10 protein-coding genes are annotated in these 13,891 nt (G+C 37.0%); all 10 read right to left on the reverse strand.

Annotated elements, in window-relative coordinates:
- Positions 1-367: 367 nt before the first annotated feature.
- The 10 genes from ACUW85_RS03585 to ACUW85_RS03630 all read right to left on the reverse strand — a co-directional run bounded on the left by ACUW85_RS03585 (position 368) and on the right by ACUW85_RS03630 (position 13,359).
- On the reverse strand, positions 368-1,060 hold the full coding sequence (locus ACUW85_RS03585) for a Crp/Fnr family transcriptional regulator (RefSeq protein WP_048726303.1): 693 nt from the start codon (positions 1,058-1,060) through the stop codon (positions 368-370).
- 16 nt (positions 1,061-1,076) lie between these two features.
- Positions 1,077-1,628 carry a Dps family protein gene (locus ACUW85_RS03590; RefSeq protein ID WP_149314747.1) on the reverse strand — a complete coding sequence of 184 codons (552 nt, stop codon included), beginning with the start codon at positions 1,626-1,628 and terminating at the stop codon, positions 1,077-1,079.
- Between the two features lies 1 nt (position 1,629).
- Entirely contained in the window at positions 1,630-1,866 is a 237-nt protein-coding gene (locus ACUW85_RS03595) for a heavy-metal-associated domain-containing protein (protein WP_149256232.1), read from the reverse strand.
- 63 nt (positions 1,867-1,929) lie between these two features.
- Positions 1,930-3,780: a heavy metal translocating P-type ATPase gene (locus tag ACUW85_RS03600; protein ID WP_182023240.1), complete on the reverse strand. Its 1,851-nt coding sequence runs from the start codon at positions 3,778-3,780 to the stop codon at positions 1,930-1,932.
- Positions 3,781-4,199: 419 nt separating this feature from the next.
- Positions 4,200-5,036, reverse strand: a complete 837-nt coding sequence (locus ACUW85_RS03605) for an alpha/beta hydrolase (RefSeq protein WP_182023241.1) — start codon at positions 5,034-5,036, stop codon at positions 4,200-4,202.
- Between the two features lie 93 nt (positions 5,037-5,129).
- Positions 5,130-5,453 (reverse strand): YlbG family protein, encoded by a 324-nt coding sequence (locus ACUW85_RS03610; protein WP_026466410.1) that lies wholly within the window; start codon positions 5,451-5,453, stop codon positions 5,130-5,132.
- A gap of 130 nt (positions 5,454-5,583) precedes the next feature.
- Entirely contained in the window at positions 5,584-9,012 is a 3,429-nt protein-coding gene (locus ACUW85_RS03615; RefSeq protein WP_182023242.1) for a pyruvate carboxylase, read from the reverse strand.
- Between the two features lie 481 nt (positions 9,013-9,493).
- Positions 9,494-10,567, reverse strand: coding sequence for a cell envelope integrity protein TolA (locus ACUW85_RS03620; RefSeq protein WP_182023243.1), 1,074 nt, complete (start codon positions 10,565-10,567; stop codon positions 9,494-9,496).
- A gap of 344 nt (positions 10,568-10,911) precedes the next feature.
- Complete coding sequence (gene nagE, locus ACUW85_RS03625) at positions 10,912-12,402, reverse strand: N-acetylglucosamine-specific PTS transporter subunit IIBC (RefSeq protein WP_182023244.1); 1,491 nt, start codon at positions 12,400-12,402, stop codon at positions 10,912-10,914.
- Positions 12,403-12,456: 54 nt separating this feature from the next.
- A complete protein-coding gene (locus ACUW85_RS03630) occupies positions 12,457-13,359 on the reverse strand; it encodes a DUF7916 family protein (protein WP_182023245.1) in 903 nt (300 codons plus the stop codon).
- Between the last annotated feature and the right edge of the window lie 532 nt (positions 13,360-13,891).

Below are 13,891 nucleotides of genomic sequence, written 5' to 3' on the forward strand. Positions count from 1 at the left end.
CGGAAATCTACATCTAATTTAGCTTAATATGACATCGATAATCTGTTTCTAATTTTCTTCTCTATCACCCTCATTTTCAGTACAAAAGTAATAATTTCATCTTTCTACTAAATGGGTAATGTTAATAAACATATTTTCTGCGAGAATTTCCTATCATTTTTTGTGATTAATTTAATGATGGTAGAATTTCTCGTTTTTTTTAGCATTAGTTATCAAAAAAATAGTGTTGGCGGTATCCTCTAAGACTCCCTGCCAACACTATCATCCTATAAATTCTTCATTGCATCAGATCTTATAAATATGTACATTATCATTTTCCATACAGAATTATCTTTCTTATAAAAGCGAAGTATCTATATGGCCATTATTAATCTAAAGTAAATAGCAATTGATCTAGATCAAATATCTCAATATATTTATGTGTATGTTGTTTAATTAAACCTTTATCCTCTAACGAAGAGAATTTCCGACTTATTGTTTCGGGCGTTGTACCCAAATAAGAAGCTAGTTCTTTTTTTGACATTGGTAATGTCACATAAGTATGATTTTCCTCATCTTCAACATATTCTGCTAGAAAATTAATAATACGAGACTCTACCTGCTCCATACCAACCTGCATCGTTTGCTTTTCTGATACCTGTAAACGTTTCGTAACATCTGAAAGTATTCGTCTCATAATTTCTGGGTAAATGTCTAGATAGTTATCCATATCTTTTTTATGGATTCTGCATATGCTTACTTCTGATATTGCTTCAGCATAATTAGAATGGTAACTGTCAGTTTGAAAAATAGCCACTTCGCCCATAAAATCACCAGGATTTAGTATGCGTACCGTTTGTTCACGACCGGATTCATTTAAGTTATAAATACGTACACGCCCATTATTTACGATATATAATGTGTCATCTTTATCACCATTTCCAAATAACAACGCATTCTTTGCATAATGTACTTCATGCGCTGATTGTGCAATTAAACTCATTTGTTCTTCGTTTAGATGGTTAAAAATTGGTACTAACCGTATACAATCTACATGACTATGGTGATGATGGTGTGCCATACAACTTTCCTCCTAATTAATCGTTATCTATATAATCATCGTCTTCTAACGCATCCTTATTAACAAAGGCTTGAAGTTGCCAAATATTTACATCTAAATAATCTTTATAACTAATTAGTAAATCCTCTAACGCATCATCTGCTTCTTCTTGAGCTAAACGCAATGCACGAACGGTAAATTCACGATTAGTTCTAAAATCTTCTACTAACTGCAAGACCATTTCTTCAGCAGAATAATATTTTTCAGACGGATCTTCAGAAATTATTGTAAATTCCTGAAATTCAGCAGTTGTTGATGCTGGCTTAAATCCCGAAGCTAGTAAACGTTCTGCAATTTTATCAAACCATGTTTCATTCTCATTATACAGTTTTTCAAATAACTCATGCAATGAATAGAAATTTGCCCCTTTTACATACCAGTGATATTGATGTAATTTTACATGTAAGGTATGAATATTGGCCAGTATATGATCTGTAACAGCTGCAGCATTAATCTTGGTATGGTGAATGTGTTCTTTATAGGCTTGTTCAGCAGCTAATTTTTCTTGTCTTTCGTTTACTGTTGTCATTTTATAAACCTTCCTTTACTTTTGAACTAATAACGGAATATCCTAAGTTTTCAATAGCGTTTTCAATTGTACTCAAATTGACTTGTTTTTCATCGAAATCCACCTTTACCTTACTTGCATTAAACAGTACTTTTACAGAATCCTTTTCTACACCAGCGGTCTGTTTTAAACCACTTTCAATTTTTTGTAAACATGATGGACAAGTTAATGTTTCTAATTTTAATGTTGCTTTAGTCATATCTATCACTCCTTTAAATAAATTATATAAGGTATTTTTTTTAAAATAATTGATACAGATCAATTATTTTAATTGATATCCTCTTAATCTCATTGCATTTAAAATAACAACCAAAATACTTGCCTCGTGAACTAACATACCAATTGACATAGACATCCATTCACTGAATATTAAACTAAAGAGTAATATTATCACCACACCAACAGCAATAAGAATATTTTGTCGCATATTCGCATATGTCCCTTTAGCTAAGCCTAAAGCATGGGGGAGACGATTAAAATTGGAATTCATCAAAACAATATCTGAACTTTCAATGGCTGCATCTGTTCCATTTCCCATAGCTATCCCTACTTCTGCAGTAGCTAGAGAAGGGCTATCATTCACACCATCACCAATAAACGCAACAATTTCACCAGTAGACTGTCTTTCTTTTAGAAATGACTGCTTATCCTCAGGCAGCATATCGCCATGGGCTTCGGTTAATCCTAGCTCCTTTTTAACTAAATTAACAGTACCTTGATTATCCCCTGATAATACAATGAGATTTTTAACACCAAGTGATTTTAATTTTTGTAGGTCTTGTTTAACACCTGGTCGAACTTGGTCACGGATTCCCATTAAAATCATTAACTGATGATCAACTGCTGTTAATACAATTGAACTACCGTCTCTTTCTAATGTATCTAATTTTTTAAGCACATCAGCAGATAGTGGTATCCTTTCTTGTTCCATTAAGTTTTTATTCCCTACTGCAACGATGTGTCCATCAACGTGAGCAATTATGCCCCCACCTTTTATAACCTGTGTACGCTCTACAGGTCGTAGTTTATATTGCGCTAACTTATTCGTAATAGCGTCTGCTAAGGGATGATCAGATTCCCTTTCAACCGAGAATAGTAGAGACAAATCCTCCTCTTGATTATTTCCATAGTAAACAAATTCGCCCACTTCAGGCTTTCCTTCAGTTAAGGTACCTGTTTTATCAAATAGGACTGTATCTACATTCGCAAAATGACTAATCACTTCAGAACCTTTAAACAAAATACCATTCTTTGCACCATTTCCTATACCCGCCACATTTGAAACCGGTACACCAATGACCAAGGCACCTGGGCAACCAAGTACTAATACAGTAACTGCTAGTGCCGTATCTTTGGTTAATACCCAAACTAATAACCCAATGAAAAGTACTACAGGTGTATACCAACGAGAGAACTGGTCAATAAATCGCTCAGCTTCCGATTTAGAATCTTGTGCCTCTTCTACTAATTCAATAATTCGACCAAATGTAGAATCCTCCCCAATTCTATCAGCGACTATTTGAATAGTCCCATTATCCATAATGGTACCGGCAAATACTTCGTCACCTTTTTCTTTCTTTAGAGGTAAAGATTCGCCAGTGATATTAGCCTCATTTACATGTCCCTTCCCAGTGGTTACCCTACCATCTACTGGAATCTTAGCCCCAGTTTTTACTAAAAGAATATCTCCTTCCTCTACTTCATCAATATCTACTTCTTCAAATTGCCCCTCGTTCAATTGCTTAAAAGCAGTCTCTGGAGCCATTTCTGTCAACTCTTTAATCGCAGATCGTGTTTGCTTAAGTGTACGCTGCTCTAAATATGAGCCAAATAAAAATAAAAAAGTAACAATAGCTGACTCTTCGTAATTTTGAATAAAGAAAGCACCAATAACCGCTATCGTTACTAAAACATCAATACTCACTACTTTTACTTTCATAGCCTGATAAGCCTGTATTGCAATGGGCATAACACCCAATATGGAAGCAATGATAAAAGCACTGTTAAAGATAACCGTATTAGTAAAAATGAAATGTGCAATAAAACCTATAATAATAAGTAAACCACTGATAACTGTAATATGATTTTTATGTTTCAAAATAATCTGTTGCATATAAACCCCTCCTATACTTTTGTACAACTACAGTGTATTCATTTTTGAAAGATATAAAATTGATGCGCATCAATTTTATAAACATAGTATAAAAAAGTTAAGATTTCTTATTTTAGTCATTTTTTCAAAACTAATTATTATCCTTAAAAATAATAGTCATCTCAAATTTTCCACAAAAAAAGAGGGTTTGCATGGTCGATTTAGTTAAATAACTAAATTGACTATGTAAATCCTCATATCGATATTTACAGTATTCTTATTTTGACAATAAATATTTTCCAAGACATAGTCGTTAAAATACGATTAAGTCATAAAGAGTAAACTTTCAGTTGTAAAATTGTCATTTATCTAAATTTATATAAATGATAAGTTTAAATTCTTTTAGAATACCCAACAAATATTAACCAAATCATAAAAGTTTATAATGGCCAGCCCTGTGTAATAAATCGTAGACAATCTGGTAGGTGCTTAGACCAATATTCTTCTGAATGTTCGTCCCCATGGAAAATATTCAAGGACACATTCTCTGGCGCCACACCTGCCTGAATCACCTGTTGGCTATATTTAATGGCATCCGTAATATAAGCTTGTTCAGTATATGGACCAATAATCATCTCATCCACTTCATCGCCTTCTTCAGTACCACATTCAATATAAATTCGTTGATCTTTGGGCAAAGTAATTCGCTGGATATAGCGGTCAAAATCTTGCGCAACGGCCCAATTGGTCAAAGAAAAAATCCCTAAACGACCAATTTGATCTTTATAGGCAGCGCCAAGATACGTGGAAATGGTCGCCCCAAAGGAAGACCCAATCATTGCCGTGTGGGCAGCGTCCGGTATAGTCCGGTAGTGTTTGTCGACAAAATCTTTGACTATAGTCACCACAAATTCAGAAAATTCAGCGCCCCGTCCCCCTTGACCAGATAGGCTTGAATCATAAGCTTCTTTAACCGTCCACGGTAGGTATTCCAAGGTCCGTGTCTCCTCGCCATTATCAATGCCGACAATAATCATACTTGGTAAATCCGGATTCCGCTTGACCGCGTGAATTGTTTTCCAAGAATGTTTCGAAAAAGCTTCCCTGGAATGAAACACATTCTGTCCGTCATGCATATAAACTACGGGATAATGCTTATCTGTATTTTCTTCATAGTCCTTAGGTAAGAGGACACGAATTCGCCGCTTAGCCAAGGTATAAGGCACATCTAAAATATGTTCTTTAAGTTCCAAATAGAAAAATGGTGCAAACTCCATCCTGACTCTCCTCCAATTATTGAAAAAGGACCCTGGGCACATTCAATCCCAAGGTCCCTTCAAACTTTCATTTACTATATATTTGATTATATATTAAGCATACCGCTCATTCAAACGATCTTTATCATCCGAATCCTTCTTGGCCATCAAGTCTGCCGCATAGGCATCAAAAGCCGTCGCATAATCCGTCGCCATCGCCTGTCTAGGAGACACATCCACCTGACGCACGAAATGTAACTTCTCAAGATTCTTTTGAATATGGTCCGCTTCCGACACATCCGTATACAAAACCGCATACTTCATCTTCCGCGAGACATAATAAACGAATCCATACTTCTGTAACTGTTTCACCTTTTTATTAGAATACATCCACACAATCAACGCTTGCCGTGACTGTCTTTCATCATAAATACTCATATCATCGACTTCCTTTAATCACTCGCTTTAATTTCATTATAACAGGAATTCCAAAGTCCGTAACCCCTAAACCTTTGTATGGCAAAATAACGGGCCTCAACTTGCTGGCCCGCTATTCTTACCTCTTATTTTATTCCAATACTAATAGCAAGTCACCAGAATTTACTTGGTCGCCGTTGGCAACAAGTAATTCTTTCACAACAGCCTTACGTGGTGCTTTCAAAGTAGTCTCCATCTTCATGGCTTCAGAAATCAACAGTAATTGACCTTCTTCAATTTCATCACCTTGTTGCACCTGAACATCAAGGATTGTACCAGGCATTGTCGCTGCAATATGGTTTATATTGCCGTGATCAGCCTTACGACGAACAGCAGCCGTTGTTTTAGCATTGGCGTCATGTACTATAATTTCACGAGATTGTCCGTTAAATTCAAAGAAGACAATCCGTTGACCAGTTTCATCCAACTCACCAATTTGGATTAAGCGGATGTATAAGACCTTACCCTTTTGAATTTCAACATTCACAGTTTCACCAGTCTTCATACCATAGAAGAAGCTTGGTGTTGGGATGATTGAAACGTCAGAATAACGTTCAAGTTTATGACGGTAGTCTACAAAAACATCAGGATACATAATGTAAGATAAGACATCTTGGTCGTCTACATCTTCATCACCTAATTTAGCAATCAATTCTTGACGAGTAGCTTCAAAATCAATTGGCGCTAAGTGTTCACCTGGACGATCAGTAGAAGCCTCTTCACCTTTTAAGATGATGTCAGATACATCTTGCGGGAATCCACCTTCTGGTTGACCGATTTTACCTTTAAATAAATCGATAACAGATTGAGGGAAGTCGTATTTTTTCCCTTCTGCGAAGAATTTATCAATTGTTAGGTCATTTTGAACCATAAACAAGGCCATATCACCAACAACTTTAGATGAAGGGGTAACTTTAACGATATCACCAAACAAGAAGTTTACATCATGATACATTTGTTTTACTTCGTCCCAACGACTACCCAAACCAACAGATTTAGCTTGTTGTTGTAAGTTTGTATATTGACCACCAGGCATCTCTGTATTGTAGATTTCAGTTTCTGGACCCTCTAAACCTGAAGTGAATTCATCGTAGTAAGAACGCACACCTAACCAGTATTGGTTAATTTTCTCTGCATTTTGTACATGGATATTTGGTTTACGGTCGTTATACTCCATCGCATAATATAGTGATTGCATAGATGGTTGTGATGTTGTTGAAGCAAATGCAGAACTTGCCACATCCACAATGTCTACACCTGCACGTGATGCTTCAGTGTAAGTTAAGATACCGTTACCTGCTGTATCATGCGTGTGTAAATGAATTGGCACATCGATATGGTCTTTCAATTCTGAAATTAAAGCATAAGCTGCTTGTGGTTTTAATAAACCAGCCATATCTTTAACTGCAATAATATCTGCGCCCATAGCTTGTAACTCTTTGGCTAAATTTACATAGTAGTCTAGAGAATACTTAGTACGCTCTGGATTTAAGATATCACCTGTATAACACATTGTCGCTTCAGCGATCTTACCAGCATCTTTCACATATTGAATTGGTTTTTCAATTTGTTTAGTCCAGTTTAATGAGTCAAACACACGGAAGACGTCAATTCCTGAAGCTGCAGCCTGGTCAATGAAAGCTTTCAAAGTATTATCTGGGTATGAAGTATAACCAACCGCATTTGAACCACGGAATAACATTTGTAACAAGGTATTTGGCATTGCTTCACGCAACTGCTCTAGACGGCTCCAAGGGTTTTCAGTTAAGAAACGGAAGGCTGCATCAAATGTCGCCCCACCCCAAACTTCCATAGAGAATAGGTTTGGCAAAGCATCTTCCATAATTTTAGCTGGTTTCACCATGTCACGCGTACGCATACGAGTCGCAATCAATGATTGGTGTGCATCGCGCATTGTCGTATCTGTTAATAATAAGTCATTTGAATTTTTAATAAATTCTTGTACACCTTTTGCGCCATCACGGTCTAAAATTTGTTTAGCAGATAAACCACTACGGTCCACCAATTCAATCTTAGGTGTTGGAATCGTTAAGAATTCTGCTTTTTCATTTTCAATACCTGGGAAACCATTTACAGAAATGTCCCCGATGTATTGTAAGACTTTGTTTCCTCGGTCACGGTTTCGTTCTTTAGGGAAGTTGAACAATTCAGGTGTATTGTCGATGAATACAGTGTTTGCAGTACCCTCTTGGAAAACAGGATGATTTACAACGTTACGCAAGAACGGAATATTGTTCTTAACACCACGCACACGATACTCTCTTAAGGCACGGTCTGTTTTTGCTACCGTATCTTCGAAATCTGTACCGTAAGTGATTAACTTAGCGATCATTGAGTCAAAGTACGGACTAACGACCGTGTTTTGGAAACCATTACCCGCATCTAAACGGACACCAAAACCGCCTGGAGAACGGTAAGTGTTGATTTTACCTGTATCTGGGAAGAAGTTGTTATTTGGATCCTCTGTAGTTACACGACATTGGATTGCAAAACCATTTAATGGTAAGTCTTCTTGTGCTGGTAAACCAATTTCACTTAAGCTTTCACCTGCTGCAACACGGATCTGTGTTTGGACAATGTCCACACCAGTGATTTGCTCTGTAATTGTATGTTCTACTTGGACACGAGGGTTTACTTCGATAAAGTAGAAGTCATCGCCATCTAACAAGAACTCAACAGTTCCGGCATTAGCGTAGTCCACTGAATCTAAGAAGTCACGGGCAGAATTACAGATACGGTTACGTAGTTCCATTGACATGTTTACAGTTGGCGCAACCTCAACCACTTTTTGGTGACGACGTTGAACTGAACAGTCACGTTCCCATAAATGCATAGTGTTTCCTTGCTCATCTGCCATGATTTGAACTTCAATATGTTTAGGTCCTTCTACGTATTTCTCAACGTAGGCTTCACCTGAACCAAAAGCTTTAGTCGCTTCAGAAACCGCTAGACGGTATTGTTCTGCTACTTCATCTTCTGAACGTACCACACGCATACCACGTCCACCACCACCTAGGGCAGCTTTGATGATAATTGGGTAACCAGCAGTTTTACCAAATTCAACCACTTCTTCAAGACTTTCAACTGGTCCATCAGAACCTGGAATCAACGGAATATTCGCTTTTTTAGCTGCTTCACGAGCTTTTACTTTATCCCCGAACATATCTAAAATTTCGTGTGAAGGACCGATAAACTTGATGCCCTCTTCCTCACAACGACGCGCAAATTCAGTATTTTCAGACAGGAAGCCGTAACCAGGGTGAATTGCGTCGGCATTCACATCTTTCGCAATTTGAATAATCGATTCGATATCTAAATAAGCTTCCACAGCCTTTTTATCCTTAGACAATAAATAAGACTCATCCGCCTTGAAACGGTGAACTGATCCTTCATCTTCTTGTGAATAAACTGCGACTGTACTAATTCCTAGTTCAAAACACGCTCGGAAAATACGGATTGCGATTTCTCCACGGTTCGCAACTAATACTTTTTTGATCATTTATAGTAACTCCCTCTCTTACGTCTCTAACTACTTGACGCTTGTTTACACTTGCCAATTGTATCATAGTTTGCCATATTTTGAACAATTTTGATATAGAAAAATGAAAGAAATCTCATTTTATTATCATAATTATTAAAAACTATTAAAGATCATTTATTTAGATATTATTTTATTCTTGATCGTTTTGGCCGTAAAAAAAGAAGCTGGATTTGTATACCCATCTTCTTTTTCAAATTAATTATGCTTTAATTTTTCTCATTTCATCTGCAACAAATTGAACATCTGTCCCGACAATAACATGCAAGTGATTTTTGTCTAAGACATTGACACCAAGTCCTTTAATTTTAGCTTGATTTACTTAGCCAACACTCATAAATTAGTCTAACTACCGGGGGCCCTTTATTTCAACTCTTTTTTCTTCTTTAGAATCAAAAAATCCTATATGATATTCCCTTCATTTTACATATTTTATTTGATCTTAGTAAACATTATAGAAATAGATATATCCAGTCGTATCCTCTCTCATGATAATAATTAATTCAAAATTATAGATTATGCCTTTATGTTCAAATGTACCTTGAGTAGAATACATCTCTGGTGCAATCTCTTTTATATTATAGTCATCATGACCCCATGGCCAAGAGATATCACTTAAACCTTCGTTTTCTCTTACTGCTTTTTGAGTCACAACAACTAAAGCCGTTTTAATATCTTCATCTATTACTTTGATTGATTCATTATAGGAAGAAAAATCATTATAGGTACCTTCGGAATAACTTGGTTCACTAGTACTACTGTAATTAGATGTCTTATCCGAACTGATATCAGATGAGTTTTTTTCCTTTATCTTCTGTTCTTCTTTTGTCTTTGTTTTAGATTCAACCACTGCTTGCTTTCTACTTTCTTCGGCTTTGCTAGTTTCAGCTGCTGCTTGCTTACTGCTTTCTTCGGCCTTGCTAGTTTCAGCTGCTGCTTGCTTACTGGTTTCTTCGGCTTTTCTAGCTTCAATTTTTGATTCAGCAATAAATTCTGACTCCCTATTAGAATATTCTTCAGAATCTTCTTTAAAGTATTTAGTAATAACTAAAATATCTTCTCCCTGAATTTCGCTAGTAAATATGACAAATAAATTATTTTTATTGAATAAATATGTATTATTTGGAACATTATTTGACCCTTTATTTACTGAGATAAATGCATTTTTATAGGCTATATCATTTTTTAATGAATCTTTGGAAGTTGTGCTATCTTCATTTGTTAGATAGATATTATCGTCAGAATCTACTCTCCAGGATTGTCTGTTGTTAAATGAATCATCTGTTTTTTCAACATTTGGAATCTCTTCTGGATTTTCAATCCAATCAACATAAGTATTTATAAGTTCTTTATCATCTAATTCTCCCAGTTTTTGAATACTTTCACTGTCCTTAAAAATAATTGCCAATGGTTGACCATATTTATAAGTCCCTTCAAAATTGGATAAAGTTTTTTTAGTACATCCACCTAGACTAAAAGTTAATAAACAAAAAATTAAAATTATTATTTTTTTCACGTTTGACTCCTTAATAGAAATATTAACGACAATTTTTTTGAGGTAATTTATGTCTTTCTTCAATGTTTTTTTCGGGTAGAGCAATCTCTATAACACCACAGTTGTTATCTATATCGACATCACAACAAAGGGAAGTATATCTCAAGATGTTGTCTATCTCAACTTCATGAGTGGTAGGACTAGGTATAGTTTGTTATTAACAAATGATAATATCCCAGATATTAATAAGAGAAAATGTCCACCTTTTATATAAAGTAAACCATAGGAGATGGGAAAGATGGAAGAATATCTGACTATTTGAAAAAGAAGATGAATATAGTTTCTCATCTTCTTTTTCAAATTAATTATGCTTTAATTCTTCTCATTTCATCGGCAACGAATTGAACGTCTGTACCCACAATGACATGTAGGTGGTTTTTGTCTAAGACATTGACGCCCGGAACACCAAGACCTTTGATTCTTGCTTGATCGACTTGGTCAACATCATCTAATTCAAAACGCAATCGTGTTGCACAGTTGTAGTAGCTTCGAATGTTGTCTTGTCCACCAACGGCATCAAAGATGACATTGGCCATGCGTGAATATTTGTCATCGCTAGCTTGGGACGCAGCACCCTCTTTGCCAGCAATAGTTTCTGAATCAGATTCTGTAATCGCTGCTTCAGTTACGGCATTTTCTCTGCGTCCTGGTGTGGCAAAATCGAATTTACGGATAGCAAAATCAAAGATAAAGTAGTAAACCACGAACATCACTAAACCTAGAACTAACAGCATTAATGGTTGGTTAGCAATCGGCACATTCAAGCTTAATGCAAAGTCAACTAACCCTGCTGAGAACCCAAATCCAGCGGTCCAGTGGAAGGTTGCTGCGACAAACATTGAAACCCCTGTTAGGAAGGCGTGAACCAAGTATAATCCTGGCGCTGCAAACATAAATGAGAATTCTAGTGGTTCAGTAATTCCTGTAAAGAATGAAGCGAAAGCACCAGCAATCATAGTACCAGCTGCAATTTTCTTAGCCTTTGATTCTGCGTTTTTATACATGGCTAAAGCTGCCCCAGGTAAACCGAACATCATGATTGGGAAGAAGCCGGCTTGGTACATACCAGTAACCCCTTTCACCCCTTCAGAGGCCCAGAAGTTTCCGATGTCATTAATCCCAATTAAATCAAACCAGAATACTGAGTTTAAGGCGTGGTGTAGACCAGTTGGAATCAGTAACTTGTTGAAGAAACCGTAAATACCAGCACCTAGCGCGCCAAGGCCTGAGATGAAAGTACCGAATGCTACTAAAGCGTCATAAGCTACTGGCCAAACGAAATACAACAGTAAGGATATGATTAACATAGCGCCTGCTGTTAGGATTGGAATCAACCGTCTACCTGAGAAGAATGCGAGCGCTGTTGGCAATTTAGTACCTGAATAGCGGTTATATAAGGCTGCCGATACTGAACCAGAAATAATGGCCATAAAGACATTTTGTGTTGCGCCGAAAGCCATCGGTACTTCTTCAACTGGCATGTCGAGTAAGACACTTAAACCATCTGTTGATAATAGGTTTGTTACAATTAGGTAACCGACTAAACCTGATAAACCAGCCGCCCCATTGGAATCCTTAGATAATCCAGTAGCAATACCGACTGAAAATAGAATCGGTAAATTGTTGATAATGGCAGTCCCTGCTTGAATCAGGAATACAGCCGCTTGGTTCGACCCGTCACCAGAAAGTCCAGCTGGATCAATCCAATAACCTATCCCCATTAATAATGAAGCAACAGGTAAAATCGATACCGGTAGCATGATCGATTTCCCTAAATTTTGTAAATAATTTTTCATATTATCTTATCCTCCCTTTTGATAAAGACAGTTTTTTATATTTTTTGATGACGTTTAACGATTAACGGACTGAGCCATACGAAAATAAGTATGACGTTTACCCCGCACCGCCAAACTCAAAGCGGTGATATTTTCTGGATCAGGCATCCGACCGTAGGCACCATCACCAATGTGGTGACAGTCTACGCCAACACGTTTATTAGATAAACCTATCGCCTCGATCACCGAAGCTTGGGCAGACTCTTGACTAGTCCCAATCGTCGCCATCACCAATCCACCGCGTGCATGCACACCTTTCGTGACCACCTGGTTTTCAAGTTCATTCACCCCAGGCACCGTATTCACAGCCGGAATCAAGACCCCATCAGCGCCCTCATCCATAAAACCAAGCAAGGCCTCTTCATTGACGATACTCTCCGTAAGCCCCGCCCCATGCATTTTACCCGCAAGGACTAGCCCTGAAAAATGGCTTTTCGTCATTTTGACAGCAGCCTTGATTGCTGACATAGTCACGCCCGTAGCTGGATTCCCTGTCAGTAAAATCATGTCTACACCCAAATCATCCGCCGCTTGTAAACTCGCTTTAGACACTAAGCGACCTGGATTTAAAGCCACCCGACTTTCAAGCAATTCCTGCTCTTCATCAACAGGCTCCAAATTGATTGCGATCGATCGCCCGATTAATCGCTTCAATTCACGGATGATCTCTTTTGACCCCGCAAATACTTCCAGACCTGGAATTTCTGGGTTGAAGACATCTAACTCATTCAAGACAATGATGTCTGCACCAAACGTCGCCATCACTTCAGGGTTTGACAGCCCTTGAATCAAAGGTGGCGATGTCACTACGGTTTCAGCAACAATTGTCCGTCCTTCACTGGCAAAAATTGCTTGTTTCAATTGACTAGCATCCATCTTATTGATTTCACTGGCACTAGCCGAAATTAAACGTTTCATTCCCTTTCTCCTCCCATTGTAACCGCTAGTTCATCATCAACTAACCGATTACATTTCTCTCTGAATATTATATCAATATTGATAGCTATTACGAAACCTATAACAAAAAGAAACTGGATTTATACACCTAACTTCTTTGTTGATTTTATTCTTTTCGACCTAAAATTTGGTTGATTTTTTAGCTAATTATATCAGATTTACCGCCAAATATAGCTTGAACACCCTTTTGTACTTCAAGTACGGCTTTGTCACCTAAGTCATTTAGGTATCTTTATCAAAAATCCCCGTTAGGAATGGTATTAAGGCCCTAAGAGATAGACACCTACATCCTCAGTATCGTTCTCTTAATGTATATCAGAATAATGAAAGAATTCGTTTGATAAAGCTTAACAGCATCAGTCAAATGTAATAAAAACCCTTATTGGCAATCGCTTTTAGAATCTACCTTTGCATTTACTTAATTTGCAAGTTTATTTCTGGATAAAAATGAAATGATTTTCAATTTTATCCGTAAATATAAAAAAAACAGACC

Source organism: Aerococcus sp. 150760013-2 (genome assembly GCF_053627715.1).

Coding starts and splice junctions, on each gene's coding strand:
- ACUW85_RS03585 (WP_048726303.1), bottom strand. CDS start 1,060: ATGGCACACCATCATCACCATAGTCATGTAGATTGTATACGGTTAGTA.
- ACUW85_RS03590 (WP_149314747.1), bottom strand. CDS start 1,628: ATGACAACAGTAAACGAAAGACAAGAAAAATTAGCTGCTGAACAAGCC.
- ACUW85_RS03595 (WP_149256232.1), bottom strand. CDS start 1,866: ATGACTAAAGCAACATTAAAATTAGAAACATTAACTTGTCCATCATGT.
- ACUW85_RS03600 (WP_182023240.1), bottom strand. CDS start 3,780: ATGCAACAGATTATTTTGAAACATAAAAATCATATTACAGTTATCAGT.
- ACUW85_RS03605 (WP_182023241.1), bottom strand. CDS start 5,036: ATGGAGTTTGCACCATTTTTCTATTTGGAACTTAAAGAACATATTTTA.
- ACUW85_RS03610 (WP_026466410.1), bottom strand. CDS start 5,453: ATGAGTATTTATGATGAAAGACAGTCACGGCAAGCGTTGATTGTGTGG.
- ACUW85_RS03615 (WP_182023242.1), bottom strand. CDS start 9,012: ATGATCAAAAAAGTATTAGTTGCGAACCGTGGAGAAATCGCAATCCGT.
- nagE (WP_182023244.1), bottom strand. CDS start 12,402: ATGAAAAATTATTTACAAAATTTAGGGAAATCGATCATGCTACCGGTA.
- ACUW85_RS03630 (WP_182023245.1), bottom strand. CDS start 13,359: ATGAAACGTTTAATTTCGGCTAGTGCCAGTGAAATCAATAAGATGGAT.